Source organism: Bacillus sp. BC05(2025) (genome assembly GCF_056725905.1).
Map to the genome: position 1 here is coordinate 675,201 of NZ_JBWYRA010000001.1, position 15,219 is coordinate 690,419.

The 15,219-nt window shown below is 34.0% G+C and carries 14 protein-coding genes and 1 pseudogene; 5 read left to right on the plus strand and 10 right to left on the minus strand.

What is annotated here, in order from left to right; translation table 11 throughout:
• Positions 1–103 precede the first annotated feature (103 nt).
• From ACZ76X_RS03575 to ACZ76X_RS03595, 5 genes and pseudogenes are all read right to left on the minus strand, one after another.
• Positions 104–1,642, minus strand: a pseudogene (locus ACZ76X_RS03575) (serine hydrolase domain-containing protein).
• 328 nt (positions 1,643–1,970) lie between these two features.
• Complete coding sequence (locus tag ACZ76X_RS03580) at positions 1,971–2,804, minus strand: CPBP family intramembrane glutamic endopeptidase (RefSeq protein WP_479849562.1); 834 nt, start codon at positions 2,802–2,804, stop codon at positions 1,971–1,973.
• 109 nt (positions 2,805–2,913) lie between these two features.
• Positions 2,914–3,708, minus strand: a complete 795-nt coding sequence (locus ACZ76X_RS03585; protein WP_431070606.1) for a MerR family transcriptional regulator — start codon at positions 3,706–3,708, stop codon at positions 2,914–2,916.
• 146 nt (positions 3,709–3,854) lie between these two features.
• Positions 3,855–4,769, minus strand: a complete 915-nt coding sequence (locus ACZ76X_RS03590; protein ID WP_479849563.1) for a class I SAM-dependent methyltransferase — start codon at positions 4,767–4,769, stop codon at positions 3,855–3,857.
• A gap of 194 nt (positions 4,770–4,963) precedes the next feature.
• On the minus strand, positions 4,964–5,437 hold the full coding sequence (locus ACZ76X_RS03595) for a DUF4188 domain-containing protein (RefSeq protein ID WP_098669683.1): 474 nt from the start codon (positions 5,435–5,437) through the stop codon (positions 4,964–4,966).
• 333 nt (positions 5,438–5,770) lie between these two features.
• On the opposite strand from ACZ76X_RS03595, the gene ACZ76X_RS03600 reads away from it, so the two are divergent.
• Positions 5,771–6,364 carry an AAA family ATPase gene (locus ACZ76X_RS03600; RefSeq protein WP_479849564.1) on the plus strand — a complete coding sequence of 198 codons (594 nt, stop codon included), beginning with the start codon at positions 5,771–5,773 and terminating at the stop codon, positions 6,362–6,364.
• A gap of 150 nt (positions 6,365–6,514) precedes the next feature.
• Positions 6,515–7,633: an LPXTG cell wall anchor domain-containing protein gene (locus tag ACZ76X_RS03605; RefSeq protein ID WP_479849565.1), complete on the plus strand. Its 1,119-nt coding sequence runs from the start codon at positions 6,515–6,517 to the stop codon at positions 7,631–7,633.
• A 46-nt stretch (positions 7,634–7,679) separates the two neighbouring features.
• On the opposite strand, the gene ACZ76X_RS03610 is transcribed toward ACZ76X_RS03605, so the two are convergent.
• Positions 7,680–8,351, minus strand: coding sequence for an ABC transporter ATP-binding protein (locus ACZ76X_RS03610; protein ID WP_000202604.1), 672 nt, complete (start codon positions 8,349–8,351; stop codon positions 7,680–7,682).
• A complete protein-coding gene (locus ACZ76X_RS03615) occupies positions 8,351–9,415 on the minus strand; it encodes an ABC transporter permease (protein ID WP_479849566.1) in 1,065 nt (354 codons plus the stop codon). Before ACZ76X_RS03615 ends, ACZ76X_RS03610 begins: the two co-directional genes overlap by 1 nt.
• A gap of 185 nt (positions 9,416–9,600) precedes the next feature.
• Between ACZ76X_RS03615 and ACZ76X_RS03620 the strand changes: the two genes are divergently transcribed.
• Both ACZ76X_RS03620 and ACZ76X_RS03625 read left to right on the plus strand, forming a co-directional pair.
• Positions 9,601–10,224 carry an ArsR/SmtB family transcription factor gene (locus ACZ76X_RS03620; protein ID WP_479849567.1) on the plus strand — a complete coding sequence of 208 codons (624 nt, stop codon included), beginning with the start codon at positions 9,601–9,603 and terminating at the stop codon, positions 10,222–10,224.
• Between the two features lie 216 nt (positions 10,225–10,440).
• Complete coding sequence (locus tag ACZ76X_RS03625) at positions 10,441–11,700, plus strand: MFS transporter (protein WP_479849568.1); 1,260 nt, start codon at positions 10,441–10,443, stop codon at positions 11,698–11,700.
• A 136-nt stretch (positions 11,701–11,836) separates the two neighbouring features.
• Here ACZ76X_RS03625 and ACZ76X_RS03630 read toward each other — a convergent pair whose 3' ends face one another.
• From ACZ76X_RS03630 to ACZ76X_RS03640, 3 genes are all read right to left on the minus strand, one after another.
• The gene (locus tag ACZ76X_RS03630) at positions 11,837–13,213 is read right to left on the minus strand and encodes a sensor histidine kinase (RefSeq protein ID WP_479849569.1); all 1,377 of its coding nucleotides are present in this window, start codon (positions 13,211–13,213) and stop codon (positions 11,837–11,839) included.
• A gap of 1 nt (position 13,214) precedes the next feature.
• Positions 13,215–13,892, minus strand: a complete 678-nt coding sequence (locus ACZ76X_RS03635) for a response regulator transcription factor (RefSeq protein WP_479849570.1) — start codon at positions 13,890–13,892, stop codon at positions 13,215–13,217.
• Positions 13,893–13,972: 80 nt separating this feature from the next.
• The gene (locus ACZ76X_RS03640; RefSeq protein ID WP_479849571.1) at positions 13,973–14,638 is read right to left on the minus strand and encodes a YczE/YyaS/YitT family protein; all 666 of its coding nucleotides are present in this window, start codon (positions 14,636–14,638) and stop codon (positions 13,973–13,975) included.
• A gap of 114 nt (positions 14,639–14,752) precedes the next feature.
• Between ACZ76X_RS03640 and ACZ76X_RS03645 the strand changes: the two genes are divergently transcribed.
• The gene (locus ACZ76X_RS03645) at positions 14,753–15,205 is read left to right on the plus strand and encodes a MarR family winged helix-turn-helix transcriptional regulator (RefSeq protein ID WP_098253956.1); all 453 of its coding nucleotides are present in this window, start codon (positions 14,753–14,755) and stop codon (positions 15,203–15,205) included.
• Positions 15,206–15,219 lie beyond the last annotated feature (14 nt).

The following is a 15,219-nucleotide window of genomic DNA, read 5'->3' on the forward strand; positions in this document are numbered from 1 at the left end:
AAGATAGATGGAGTTAAAAGTTAAGTGTTTTTTAAGAGATTTTGTCATTTTTTGCAAACCACAATTAGCGATTCACGCCAATCTAGCTTTCTAGCATTTTACATTACATACATGTAAATTTTGATGTTAAATCTTTTATTTTCATACGTTGTTTTTATTACTTCTAATTTCCGGGAAAAATCCACTAATTAATAATGTTATAATCCCTACCATTATTAGAATAAAATTTATTGTATTACCGGAATTCAAGCTGAAAACTCTCCACAAATAGGTAGCACAAAAAACGAGGATAGCAGTAATAATAAGTAAAAATGTCCTAACTACTAATCCGATGTAGGATTTCTTCTCTTGCTTAAAAATGAAAGTTCTTCTACCTTTGTACAATCTAATTACAAATAGCAGCAAATATAAACCAAGTGTGGCTCCAATAACAATTGATGTAATGAAGTTGTTTTTTCTCTGCTCAGCTAGAGAGAAGTAACTTTCAGGTAATTTTCCAGTTTCATATTCAATCCATGCGTGGTAAATATCCTGTCGTAAGTCTATACCACCCTCACTATTCGTAAGGATTACCAATCCATCCTTTGTATTAGGAATAAAACCATAAAAAGAATGCCAGCCTCGATTGTCACCAGAATGATAAAGTAATTTCCATTGATTAGATAGTTTTTTTCAAATATACCTAAACCATTCTCCCCTAATACCGGCTTTTGCATTTCCGTAACACGTTCACTTTTGATGACACCATTCCCTTTATTATGTGCATCCATACTTGCAAGTATCAATGTCATCATATCCGTAACATTTGTCTTGAGACCTGCAGCAGCCTGTTCGGTAAATTGGTAACTAGGGAGCTCCTCTCCAAAATATCCATAAGCTTTTGAAAGGTTATGGTTTTCAGGACGTTGTAAAATGAACTAGATTTCATTCCTAAAGGTTTCATAATTTGTTCTTCCATATAACGATCAAACGGTATTCCGGTAACTTCTTCCGTTACAAGTTGTAAAATTGTATATCCGCCACCAGAGTAAATTGTTTCTGAACCTGGTTTATTGGTCACCTCCACTGGTTCATTAAGTCATCCTTTTCCAGCCAGAGACTCCTCGATAGAATTAAGATGTTTCCCTGGTGCAACCCCAAGGTATCCTTTATGTGCAGACAGCCCTGCTGTATGGCTTAACAATCTTCTTATTGTGACTTCATTATTATGAAACTCTGAATTAGGTAATTTCCATTTGGTCAGATATTTTTCAACGGGATCATTTAGTAATAAACGTCCTTCATCTACAAGATGCAAGATTCCCCACGCTGTAAGACTTTTAGATATGGAACCAGCCTGAAACAAAGTATCATCACTCATCGCTTTTTTTGTCTTTTTATCTACATAACCGTAGTTAAGTGTATAAGCAATACGTCCCTCATGTACAATCCCTATTGCAACCCCTGGTACCTCATAATTCTCCTGCCATTTTGGTACCTGTTCATCCAGCTTTTTTTTGAAATCCTCTATACTCCTATCAGTCAGCGTGCCCGATTCTGCCCTCACCACATTTGTAAACCATGCTTCATTCACAATGAATATACAAATGATGAAACATAAAATACTTTTGCATATTATCGATGCTTTTTGTCTATTCTTCATTTGCTCTACCTCTTTTTCAGAATATTATACACAACAATCAGAGTATCCTATTCACATATCTAGTTCTATCGATTTTCATTACTTAACCTTACAAATTTGTAATAAAAATCAAAGTTCTACATATTTAGGGTGGACTGTTCTTTATTCGAGAGCAGTGAATTTAATACAAAAAATGGGCATTAAGTTATGTATTGTTTAAGTTAACGACTATAGGATACTAATTTAGTTGACCTACTGCAGTTTCTCCTACTTTAGTAGTAAACATTTTCACACCATTACATTTCTCTTGTAATTTAAACATCTTCTATTTCTCCTTTACTTTAAATTACTATACCCTATGAAACTTCCCGTTAATACTATTCGTACCTTCCCTTCCATACAATACTTTCTTTGGATTTAAAGTGATCATTAAAACTGCAACTACTAAATAAAAAATCGCGTTATACATAATTAAATCGATTAAATTTCCGTTTAAGATACCAATAAAAAAATTAAAAAATTGATGGATGATGATTGGGATCATTAAATTCTGATTTAAATTGTAAAATGCAGTCATGACAATTTTTATAGATATAATAGAGATCATAAAAAATAGAATATATTTAATTAGGTCAATTCCCACAAATCCTGTAGTAAACCATATAGGTAGGTGCCACATTCCCCACCAAAACCCTATAATTAGCGAAGCTTTTAATGGTGAATAATTCTTTTGAAGTTCAATTTGTGCAAAGCCTCTCCATCCTAGTTCTTCTCCCAATGGCCCCGCAAGAAAGTTTTTAACAAAGAAATAGATTAGCATGCCCCATGAAGAGACAGTAAAAATTGAGTCTACTTCACTATTTTTAGACATAACAAACAAAATCATTAAAAATATAAAAGTTTGAATCGCACTCACAATAAGAAGGGCAGAAACTTTAAGTTTGTCCTTGAACTTGTCTTTTACAAATTGTATAAAACTCTGTCCCGGATAGATTTTTTTAAATAGCATTGCAAAAGCAAAAGTTGAGGACCAAGACGATATACAAAACATTACATCAAAGATCCATGTAGGGAACCCTAGCATACTTATAGCACCTACAAGCAAGAAAAGCGGCAAAAAAATGATATTGGTTAGTACGATAAAACTCACTACTGGTTTTTTTAGTTTCTTTTCCCTATTCATGCACAATCCCCATTTCAAACTAAATATTTCGTAAACATAATAGTATTTATATTTACAGATACTTTCAGCTTAAACCTGGGGGTTACTCACAGGTCAATACATGTCTGCATTATTTTACAGGTGCATAAATTTCTAAAAATATACGCTCAAGTTCATCTTTATATGTGGTAAGTAATATATTTATATACACTAGCCCTAAAAGTTCATGCCCTTGTTCTATCGCTGCTTTTCTTAAACTAGATTCCACATTATGATCAATACTTTCCCCACCAGTTGCCCACCTTCCATCTTCAATAACTGTATAAATACATTTTGGATGCGATAGAATTTTTCCTTCCACTCTTTTATCAGAGTCCTCTACTTTTCTTACAATAATAAATTTATCTTCTATAATACCTTCTTCATTGAAATGTATAACTCTTCGTAAAGAGTTTAAAGTAACTGCCTTCTTTAAGTTATCTCTGTTCTTTTTCAAAGATTCATATTCATCATACGCAGTAAAATGCTCTATTTCTCCGTTTACTTCTAAAGGCTTCATTTCTTTTACTACGTATTTACCTAAGAATTGCTTTATTTTTTCACAATCTTCTTTTACAATTTGAACCTTTTTTAAAAGAAGCTTTTTATATTCTATCTCCTCTAAAACTTCTTGTTCTTTCTCTTCCAACAGTGATTTTATTTCCTCTATACTCTTACTTTTTCTTAATTCCTGGATTTTTTTTATTTCGATATCCATTTCCCTATAGAAATTGACCGTTGTTATATCATATATATCAAAATGATTATATTTTCTATATCCATTCTCAGTATTTTGCTTCGGCTTGACCAAATCTTTTTCCTCATAAAACTTTAAAGTATCTCTAGATACATCTAAAAATTTAGCAACTTGTCCAATTGTGTACATTACGCTCTCCTTTATCATTTCTACTTAATTCATTACATTCATACTTCATATTCTTTACATTACCGAATTTCCCTTCCTAGTTAATATTCCCCCCTTGTTCTCCCACAAAAAAGACACAGAGATTTCTCCCCATGCCTACTAACCCGCTACTTCTTCACCGCATGCACGTAATGCACCGTCTCAAAAGCTTTTAAATAATCATTTCGTCCTTCAAAATATAAAGTATGAATATCCTCTGGTGATAAATGTTCATAAATGAGTAAGCCTGCCTTCTCTAACAATGCTTCCATTTCGGTATAAGAAAAACACGATTTCATCGGTTCTCCGCCTACTGCAGCCATTTTCACCATATTCTCAACTCGATTGGAGAATCCTTTTTCGGTAAATAAGTTTTCATCCGGATAATCGAATACGATAGAACTCCCCTCTGGAACCATCGCAAATAAACGTTCTATTAAACTAGATAACTCCTCTTTCGTTAAATAGTACGTAACACCTAATAGGCTAAAGAAAGTCTTTTTATTTTCAAATCCTTCATTCCGTAACTGTTCACTGGAAAATCCTTTCGTGAAATCCATCGAAATAAAATGAAGGTTGTTTGGAATTTCAAGTTCTGTGTCTTTTATTCTCTCCTTCTTAAATGCTTGCGTAGAAGGATGATCTACTTCAAATATTTCTATTTCATTCTCTAATTCTCGATGTCTGAAACTGAACGTATCTAAGCCCGCACCAAGTATGACGTATTGCTTTGCACCTAATGTAATCTCATGTAGTAATACTCTTTCACAGTATGCCGCACGTGCCAAAGGTGTTGGTGATAATTGAACTTGTGTAATCCATTTTAATATTTCTTGTGGATTGTCTTGAAACTTCTGTGCAATGTCTGTATTAAAAAAATGTATTCCTTGAACCATATTCGTTTCAATATCGTTACGTTCTTTTTGTGGAATGAAATCTTTAGCTACATAATCATCAAAGATTTTAGGACGATCAAATTCACTGTGATACGCCCTTCCGAAAGCTGATACTAGCGACGTTACACTTGCTTCACCTTTTTTCACGCACATACACTCCTTCATTTTCACAACAAAAATAGGGTTCCCCTGGCCAGGAGAACCCTATTATACACTTTATTTTTATATTGGTAAATTATAGCATAAATAAGTTTTTTTGTCAAGTTTCCAGCCTGCTACCACTCTAATAATTTGTATATTCTCTGGCAGAAAAAACGTAATTATATACACAAGTTTTCGAATTATTTATCCATTCTTTTTTGAGCGGTATTAGTATCTTGAGATACTGGTATATGTTCGGTAGCTCTAGATAAACCTGTTTTTGGCATATTAACATAGATTGCTTCAGAAGCACCTTTTTCTATCCGATACGTTTCGTGAAAAACACCAACACTCCCATTATCTTTAATCTTATTATTATATGATTTCCAAGCATTTGAATGATTTTTTCCGTGAGCATAGTTTACTAATTCATCGAATCCCTTCCAGTATTGAATTAATACAACCTTTCTCCAACTAAAGAAGAATTCTGTATGTAAGAAACCCCACTGTGGGTTTTGATACAATTCTTTAATCATAGGTCCCATAGCATTAAAAACTGGTATCCACTTCCAAAATTTCAATAGGTTATTAATACGCATACCAATAATAAAAACAACAAATTCTTGATCCTTACTATTAGCTATATGCCTGCCGTTAAAAATTTTAGCTCCCACTTTAATCCCCCTTTTTTACTGAAAACAAATAATGTACAGTTCCCAAATAAACCATAACACTTTTCCATGAATTTTCCAATTGGTGCAACATTGATTATGAAAGACTATATTTAAAAATAAAAGATATATGTTTTTACCTTTTTATTATTAAATCTCCTTTTCATCAAGAACATTTTTATAATATATTTCAGTAACGATAGCATTACTGCCTTCTTTCTAAAAAGAATATTTTTTTCGTAAAACTTTCAGCCTATTGCTACTCAGTCACTTTGCATATCCCCCAGCAGGAAAATTGTCGATTCACACCGAATACCCCAAATGATAACAATACATATGGAGGACAATATGAAACGATTAGTGATCATTACCGTAGGAAAAACACACAGCGGAAAAACTACATTTGCTAAAGAACTAGAAAATGAGTTACCCCACTCTTTCGTTATGGATCAAGATAACCAAGCTGAATTTATTAATACGCATTATGAAAAGTTACAACCGGCTGAAGGCGCTAATACATTTAAACACGGTCTTTCGAAATTCATTGTTGATTATGCAAAAGAACATACGAGTTTACACCTTATTATTTGCAGCTCAAATAGAAGTCGAAATGGCCGGATGTATTTGCTAAATGAATTGTTTCAGCAAAAGGAATATGTACGTATACTCGTTCATTTTGACATTCCAGATGATGTCCTTTGCGAAAGAGTAGCTCGAAGCACGCGAAGTACGAATATTTTTAGAGGTGGATATTCTAATTTCAAGGAAGTACTCGATCGACAACAAACTGAATCACTTCACGAAGATGTCGTAGATCCTGTAGAAAATGAGGCTGATTATTTGTTTGTTATTCGCAATAATAAAGATGTAAACTTTACTATTGAAGAAATTGTTCGTCTAGCTAAAGATTTGTCCCCTACTCCAAAATAAGAGAATTTTATAATTACATAATGATAGATTATTATGCAAATACTTCCTCTAGACATCCTACATGGTATATAATGATAAGATAATCTACTTCTATATGCTCAATTTTACACAAAACAGCTCATGCATATGAAAGAAAAGAGGTACAAAAATATGAAAACAAAACAAACAATCGCTGCGTCTACACTAGCTCTGGCAATGATTGCTGGCGCAAACTCTGCCCATGCAGAAGTAACTGATGCTACTCCTCAGCAAAGTACAGGAGATCGATTAGCTGAAATTAAGCAACATAGACAAGAGTTAGATGCGAAATTGCAGCAACACAAAGAAAACGTGGATCAAACATTAAATGAACTTAACAAAGTTAAGGAAAATGTTGATACGAAGGTGAATGAACTACACGAGCGTAAACAAGTTGCTGATGAAAAAATTAACGAAATTAAGCAACGTAAAGAAGAGTTCGATGCAAAACTTCAGCAAGACAAGCAAATCGCCGAAGATAAAATCGCTGAAATAAAAGAGCATAAAAAACAAGTAGAAGATAAAGTTGCTGAAGTGAAAGAACATAAGCAAAATATCGATAACAAAGTGAATGAGATTAAAGAACATAAACAAACTGTCGATGAAAAAGTGAATGAAATGAAGCAACATAAAGAGAACATTGATCAAAAGGTTAATGAACTTAAGGAAGTTAAAAAACAGGTAGATGAAAAATTAGCTGAGTTAAAGAAAGCAAAACAAACTGCTGAGGACAAACTTGCTGAGCTAAAAGAAAATAAGCCGCATACTGGGAATACGTTAGAGGAACTTAAGAAAATTAAAGGCAATTTAGATAGTCTTTCCGCTAACTTAGAACTAGCGAAACAAGATGTAAAAAACAAACTAGCTGAATTACAAAAAGCTAGAGAAGATTTACTAAATAAAATTAACGAAATTAAACAAGCGAAACAAACTGTTTCAGATGATTTAACAAAGAAAAAACAAGACTTAGATATTAAAATCAACGACTTTAAACATACTGAGAAAAAAATTGAAGACAAATTAGCTGAGGTACATACTACGAAGCAAAATGTAGATAACAAAATTAATGAAGTATCTCAATCGAAACAAACAGAAACAAAAGCTGATACTACAAACGTAAATAACAATGCTAAAGAACTTCCTAACGCTGGTAGTGAGCAATCAAACAATATGGCTTTAGGCATGTTATCTGTATTAGGCGGCGTTTTATTAATTACACGAAATAAAATTAAAACTTTATTCTCAAAATAAAGCAATTATACAAAGGCCAACCGCATGTACGGTTGGCCATTTTTCTTTATATTAACTTTCCATCTCTTAGCGTCAATATACGATCACATACATCAAGCATCCTTTCATCGTGCGTAATCATAATTGCTGCTTTTTGGCTCTCTTTCACTTCACGTTTCATCATTTCTACAACTTCACGTGCACGTTTTGAATCTAAGCTAGCCGTTGGTTCATCCGCTAATATTAAATCCGGATTGTTCATAAACGCGCGAGCGATTGCTACCCTTTGTTTTTCTCCGCCAGACAGTTGATTTGGATAATGATTTTTTCTTTCCCCTAATCCAAATGCTGCTAATAAATGATCCGCACGCTTTTCTGATTCTTGTTTGTTTTCTTTTTTAAGCTTTGCAATGTAAAGTAATTGTTCTTTTACATTTAAATATGGAACGAGATTTGCGAACTGGAAAATGAAGCCGATTTTTTTCAAACGAATGTCTGTCATTTCCTTTTCTGATAGCTTCGTAATATTTTGTTCACGAATGTAAATATCCCCTTTCGACGGTGATAATAAAGCACCCGCGATTGATAATAACGTACTTTTCCCTGATCCAGAAGGACCGACGATTCCGATAAACTCTCCAGCTTTCACATCAAGCGACATCGGATGAAGGGCTGTTACTTCCGTATTCCCTTCTCCGTACACTTTACTTACTTTGTCTAATTTCAATAATGAAGTCATTACATCCCGCCTCCAATTGCTTCTAGCGCATCAACTTTTAATACTTGGTATAACGAAATAAGTGTTCCTAAAATACTAATGACGATAAAGATTGCTGCATATTGTGCAATCATCGGTATTGTTAATAAGAATGGCATACCTGCTGGTAAAATTTGTTCTAATCCTTGTACAAGAACAATACTGATTACCATCGCAACGACTGATAAGAATAACGCCTGTACGACTAAGCTATTTGCTAAATAAGAGTTCTTCGTACCAATTGCTTTTAATACGCCTAATTGCTGTGTTTTTTGCAGTGTAATGACGTAGAAGAATACGCCGATTAGTAACGCAGCGATAACTAGTAAGAATGCAATGATCATCGTTAATGTTCCTTGCTCTTCTTTAAATCCTGGAATACTTTGCAGTACTTCTTTTTTGTCAATTACGTGTGCATTTTTAATCTCTTTATCTGTGTTAAGTGCAATTGCACTATAATCTTTTTGGTTTGGTTGTGAAATAGCGCCCCATACGTCTTCATTTACATAAACGACTGGTGTATGGCTAAACATTTGATCTTTTGTAAATCCAACAATTTTAAATTCTTTCTTTGAAACAGGATCAATAATTGTATCTCCAATATCAATTCCTTTTTCTTTAATTGATTCGTCAGCAACCATTTCATTGTTTGCTGTGCCTAATTTCTCACCTTTTACAATGTTCGGTTCTAAAAATGAATCACGTTCACTTGAGAAAATAGCAACATCCACTTTTTTCGAACTATCTTTCTTTTCATACGTTGAAACTTTCACACGAAACGGAACGGCCTCTTTCTCGCCTACTTGATTGACTACGTTATCTACATCATCTTTCTTAATTTGTGAACGAAGTAATTTATTTTCCGCATCATCTGCTAAAACGAACTTATTTGCCTCCATATTTTGAATCGATGAAGCATTATCATATGATAGTCCATTTGCTAATCCTGAAATAACAAGAACTAAAAATGATAATAACACCATAATCAGTCCGATTAATCCATATCGTAATTTTGATTGTTTTAATTCACGCAGAGCTAAAAACATTTCGCTCGCTCCTTCCTCTTTCTTTCTATGCACTAATCATAAAAAAGAAATATGAACGGAATATGAACAGAAGATTACAGAGAGTAAGATTAAATTTTCAGAAAGTATTGAAAACAGTTGGAATCCTTGGTACAATTCAGTCAAATAATCTTGACCGAGTAATTTCATTTAAGGAGTTGATCATTTTGAAGCCCATGTTAACACTCACTACTTATAGCCAACTAAAAGCAATAAGCGATCCACTACGTGTCGAAATGATGATGCGTCTATGCGAACGTCCTTATACAGGACAATTACTATCTGAGAAATTCGGCATTCCAAGGGCGAAAATTCATTATCATTTAAAAGAATTAGAAAAGAATGGTTTTATAGAAATTGTTTATACAGAAGAAAAGAATGGCATCATTCAAAAGTTCTATCAATCTGTCGCTAGAGGCTTCACCCCTGCTGCAGACCTATTACCTCATTTAGAAATGTTAAGCGAATCAGGTCGCCAAATCTTTTTACAAATGGCAGAAACAACGAAAAACCATATTCTCGCTGCTCCTGAAGAAGCTTTTATATTACGAAAAGAAAGCGAAGACCCGGCTGAGTGGAATTACGTTTCATCTTGCTGGGAGTTTGATGCTACGCCGGAACAATTTCAAGTGTGGGTGAAAAAGTTTCATGAATTAATGGCTGAATTAAATGATATCGCAAAAGACGCAGATAAAGATCCAAATAGGAAATCTTATTACATCTCTACTACTGCACTACAAATCGATGAAAAAGCAATGCAGCGCTTTGTTAAAAAGGAAGAAAAATCGTAATATGATTTTTTTTACACCAACGGTCAAATTTATTTTACCGAATAAATTTATCCGACATTAACGGGCAGTAAAATTCCAACCTCAAAATTCAACTAAAAAAAGAAGTTAGGTGGGAGATTAACTGCCCGTAAACGTCCGATTGGTGAGGGCTAATAATCAGTGGGGATGAACCTCCTACTGATTAAAGTTTCACTTTATTATAAAGGAGTAGATTAAATGGACATATTAAAAAACCGGGATTTCCTCTTACTGTTTTTAGGGAGAATTTTTACAAACATAGGAGATAGCTTATACTATGTAGCCGCGATGTGGCTCGTATATAAGCTGAGTGGTAATCCTTTTTATTCTGGATTGGCTGGTTTCCTTACATTATTACCTTCTGCATTACAATTCCTTACCGGCCCATTCGTTGATAGATGGGCAATAAAAAACACCCTCGTCATTACACAAGTTTTGCAATGCATTCTTATATTAATCATCCCTATTACACACTACTTCGACCTATTAACAGTCCAACTACTACTCATCATCATGCCCATCGTAGCTTTTATCGAACAATTCGCCTATCCTGCACAGTCAAAAGCTTTACCACTTCTACTGCATAAAACACAATTATTAAAAGGAAACTCTCTCTTCTCATTTGCATATCAAGGCATCGATTTAATTTGCACAACGCTTTCTGGCATATTAGTAGCACTATTTGGCGCAATCACTTTATATGTAATCGACTCCTTTACATTCGCGATTACTGCGCTTTTGTTCTTTTCATTGAAAATGCCAAAGCAAACCGAAACGAACACATCACTTTCAACGAAACAATATTTCACTGATTTAAAAGAAGGTTTTTCGATCGTCTTTCGTTCATTAATGGGCATATTCTTAATCGGCTCAGTTGTTGCTAATTTTTCAATCGGTATGACAATGGCAATACTCCCTTCTTTCGCTGATTCTTTAGGAGGCGTGAAATCATATGGTTTCTTCTTAGCAGCTATATCAGCAGGTAGTTTAATTGGAGCGCTATTCAGTTCATGGGTTGGCAAACGTAATGTTGGCCGCACTTCTATTATTGGCTTTGCGACTGGTGCTATCTTTTGGTTTTTCTCTACGGTTGTACCGTTTCAATGGCTGTCTATTTTCTTATTCGGCCTAGCTTGGATTCCAATTGGTGCCACGAACATATTATTTGCGACAATTAGTCAAATTGTAATTCCAAACCAATATATTGGACGCATTAACTCAGTTATGCGAAGTATGGGCACAATCGCTATGCCGTTCGGCTCTTTAATTGGTGGATACGCCGCAAATGTATTTAGTAGCCAACTCATTTTCGCGCTCGCTAGCATCGGGATTTTATTTATTTCGCTCATATGGCTACTTCATCCGAAATTACGAGCACTGCCAAAAGCTGATGAGATTACAGCGGATACTTTTGGGGTGCAGTTTAAAGTAGAGCGCGGGAAAGGTGCGGCTTTATAGCTGAAGTGAGGGTTACGTAAAAATTTATATCGGCGATTTTTCAAATATATCGCAACTCAAAATATATCAGCGATTTTCCGATTATATCGACTTATCGACAAAAAGAAGAGGCTGTTTCAAAAACAGCCTCTTTCCTCTATTTCGGAAGCTCCACCTGAACAGTAGTCCCTTCCCCTTTCGTACTATACACTGAAATATTTCCGTTATGCAGTTCAACAATTTTCTGCACGATGGATAATCCTAAGCCACTACCTTCTACGTTTCTCGCTCTTGCAGTATCCACTTTATAAAAACGATCAAATATACGGTCCATTTCTTCTTTATCCATACCGATTCCGTTGTCTGATATAGAAATCATGATACTAGACTCTAACTCTTCGACAAAAAACTCAATGGTCCCGCCGTCGCTTGAAAACTTAATACTATTCGTAAAGATATTACTCCATACTTGATGAAGTAAATTTTCATCCCCTCGTATTGTAATGTCCGGCACATCAAATTCAACGGCGATGTCTTTTTCACGCCATTTCCATTCGAGCATAAAAATGACGTCTTTAATTTGCTTTTGTAGATTGAATTCTTTTATTTGCAACACTTTCTCTTCTTTATCTAATGAAGCTAGCGTAAGTAACTGTTTACATAAACTAGACATTCGCTTACTTTCGCCCTCAATAATTTGTAAGTAATGGTTTCTTTCTTCCGCACTCATCTTTTCTGTTTGCAATGTTTTCGAAAACCCTTGTATAGAAGAAAGCGGCGATTGAAATTCGTGTGAAACATTCGAAACGAATTCTTGTCTCATTTCATCTAGTTCTTTTATACTTTTCGTCATCTTTTGGAAACTTGTAGATAACGTCCCTATTTCATCTTTTCGCTTTACGTCTAATTCAATTTCATATTCACCACTCGCAATTTTTTGCGTGGCCTTTGTAAATTTACGAATAGGACGAACGATATAACCTGCTGCGATTGCGATAAAGATAATACTTAATAGTACGATAAACCCTAGTAAAACCGCTAGAAAAATTCGCATCTCACCAAATTGTTGCTGAATGTCAGGGCGAATGAATAAAGCGTACTGTTTATCACCGTGTTGCATTGGTACACCGACGCTATTAATTAATTCATTATCGAAAAATCCTGTAATGAAAAGACGCGTTGGATACGTAGAAACACCATTAAACGTTTCTCCTTGCAATACTTTATGAACGATATCATCACTTATTGTCGTTTTACGAAACGCATTACCGATACGCTTTCCGTTCTTTTGATCATCGACAATATAAATTTCATATCCTAGCTTCGCAATAGACTGTAAGTATGCCTCTTGATTTTCTTCACTTTGCTTTTCATATAACGATTTTACTTCTTCCGCATACATTAAAATCTTTTCACTATTGTACGGTTTTAACTTCACTTGATAGTACACATTTGTTAATAAAAAACCGATAATACTGCTAAGTAGCATGATTCCAACCGTCATAAAAACAAATCTAGAATATAATGATTTCATTTTATTTCAACTCCAACTTATAACCGAGTCCACGTACTGTCGTAATTTGAAAATCATCCGTTCGTTTTGAGAAGCGATCTCGTAGCCTCTTCACATGAACGTCAACCGTTCGTTCATCCCCTTCAAAATCCATTCCCCATACTAATTCAATTAATTCTTCTCTTGAAAATGTTCTTCCTGGATAACTAGCTAGTTGTGATAACAATTCAAATTCCTTCAGCGGAAGTAAAATCGTTTGACCATTACACTTCACTTCAAACCCTTTTCGGTCAATAGTCGTTCCGTGCAGCGTAATCATATCAGCATTCAGCATTTGATAACGACGTAGTAATGCTTTCATACGGAAAATGACTTCAGCTGGCTCAAATGGTTTTACAATATAATCGTCCGTACCAGAAATGAATCCTTTTTCTTTATCAACTAACTGATCTTTTGCAGTTAATAAAATAACCGGTATATCATGATACTTCCGGATTTCTTCACATAACGTATAGCCATCAACAAACGGCATCATAATGTCTACTATCGCAAGATGGATATTTTCTTTCTCTAAAACATCTTGTGCTACCTTTCCATCTTCTGCTTCAAAAACTTTAAACCCCTCTTTTTGTAAATGGTAATGCAACAATTCTCTAATATGCTTATCATCATCAGCTAATAAAATATGTATCATCTTCATTAAACCCTCTCTTGTTCATCCTTCTACATCCTTACCTTAAGAAACAATTGAATTTTTTGCAAGAAAAAGAAAAGGATTCCTTAGAAAATGCTTTTATTATCATTGTGGTCAGCTGCTTTATTTTTCTTATAACTTGGTAATCTACTCTGGTGTACCAATAAGTGATCTAATACTTTTTTAGTGAGTGGGATAAAGGAATTTAGTAATAACCCACCTAAACAAACAGTTAATATAGTTCCAATACCAATTGGTCCATGTAAAATCGTTGCTATTATCAAGAATATAAGGTAAATAAATGTTCGTGAAATAAAGATGTTCGTTTTTGTTAATTCTTGTATGATTAAGGTTAATCGATCAATTGGAATGGGTGCAAAATTTGTTTGTAAATATATTGAAGTTCCTAATCCTGTAATAACTAATCCGATACCAAAATAAATCATTTTACTGTACCCTATTTCAGGTATAATTAAATTACGTAATAAAAATAGCCACATATCAATACCAATACCCGTTATGAATGCTGTTAACAACCCTAGTACCTCTGGTCTTCGTCTTTTTAATATCGAATTACAACATATTAATAATAAAGCTATTATTATTTCCCAGCTTCCCACAGTAAGCCCCACATTTAAAGAAAGTCCTACTAAAAGTGCATCAAAAGGTGAAGTGCCAAGATCTGATTGTATTGTTAGAGAAATACCAAGGGTTAATATTAAAATTCCTAATACATAAAAAACATACTTCATTTTAATCAACCTCTTCATCATCATTTTTGTTGCATTTACAATAAAAATATTTTATATTAAATGTAACTTCAAATTGTTGCATTTGCAATAAAAACAAAAGATAAGGAGTTCATTATGAAAGAAATTCTTCGTGAAATTGGCATGATTGCAAGGGCATTAGATTCTATTAGTAATATAGAATTTAAAGAATATGAGCTTACAAAAGGTCAGTATTTGTACCTTGTGCGAATATGTGAAAATCCAGGAATCATTCAAGAAAAGCTATCTGAGATGATAAAAGTAGATCGTACAACCGCAGCCCGTGCCATCAAAAAGCTTGAAATCAATGGATTTATCGAAAAGAAAGAAGATGGATCTAACAAAAAAATCAAAAAACTTTTTCCAACAGAAAAAGGAAAAAACGTCTATCCTTTTATTAAAAGAGAAAATGATTATTCCAATACTGTTGCATTAGAGGGATTTTCGGAAACAGAAGCGGAAACTATTTCTAACCTTCTTCAAAGAGTAAGAAAAAATATAGAAAAAGATTGGGAATTTGTAAAAAAGGGAAATAAGAGAAATTATTGATTATATAAAGGAGC

What these genes read in the sequence shown, in the direction of transcription:
- ACZ76X_RS03580 (WP_479849562.1), bottom strand. Translation starts at nt 2,804, where the DNA reads ATGAATAGGGAAAAGAAACTAAAAAAACCAGTAGTGAGTTTTATCGTA.
- ACZ76X_RS03585 (WP_431070606.1), bottom strand. Translation starts at nt 3,708, where the DNA reads ATGTACACAATTGGACAAGTTGCTAAATTTTTAGATGTATCTAGAGAT.
- ACZ76X_RS03600 (WP_479849564.1), top strand. Translation starts at nt 5,771, where the DNA reads ATGGAGGACAATATGAAACGATTAGTGATCATTACCGTAGGAAAAACA.
- ACZ76X_RS03605 (WP_479849565.1), top strand. Translation starts at nt 6,515, where the DNA reads ATGAAAACAAAACAAACAATCGCTGCGTCTACACTAGCTCTGGCAATG.
- ACZ76X_RS03610 (WP_000202604.1), bottom strand. Translation starts at nt 8,351, where the DNA reads ATGACTTCATTATTGAAATTAGACAAAGTAAGTAAAGTGTACGGAGAA.
- ACZ76X_RS03615 (WP_479849566.1), bottom strand. Translation starts at nt 9,415, where the DNA reads ATGTTTTTAGCTCTGCGTGAATTAAAACAATCAAAATTACGATATGGA.
- ACZ76X_RS03625 (WP_479849568.1), top strand. Translation starts at nt 10,441, where the DNA reads ATGGACATATTAAAAAACCGGGATTTCCTCTTACTGTTTTTAGGGAGA.
- ACZ76X_RS03630 (WP_479849569.1), bottom strand. Translation starts at nt 13,213, where the DNA reads ATGAAATCATTATATTCTAGATTTGTTTTTATGACGGTTGGAATCATG.
- ACZ76X_RS03635 (WP_479849570.1), bottom strand. Translation starts at nt 13,892, where the DNA reads ATGAAGATGATACATATTTTATTAGCTGATGATGATAAGCATATTAGA.
- ACZ76X_RS03640 (WP_479849571.1), bottom strand. Translation starts at nt 14,638, where the DNA reads ATGAAGTATGTTTTTTATGTATTAGGAATTTTAATATTAACCCTTGGT.
- ACZ76X_RS03645 (WP_098253956.1), top strand. Translation starts at nt 14,753, where the DNA reads ATGAAAGAAATTCTTCGTGAAATTGGCATGATTGCAAGGGCATTAGAT.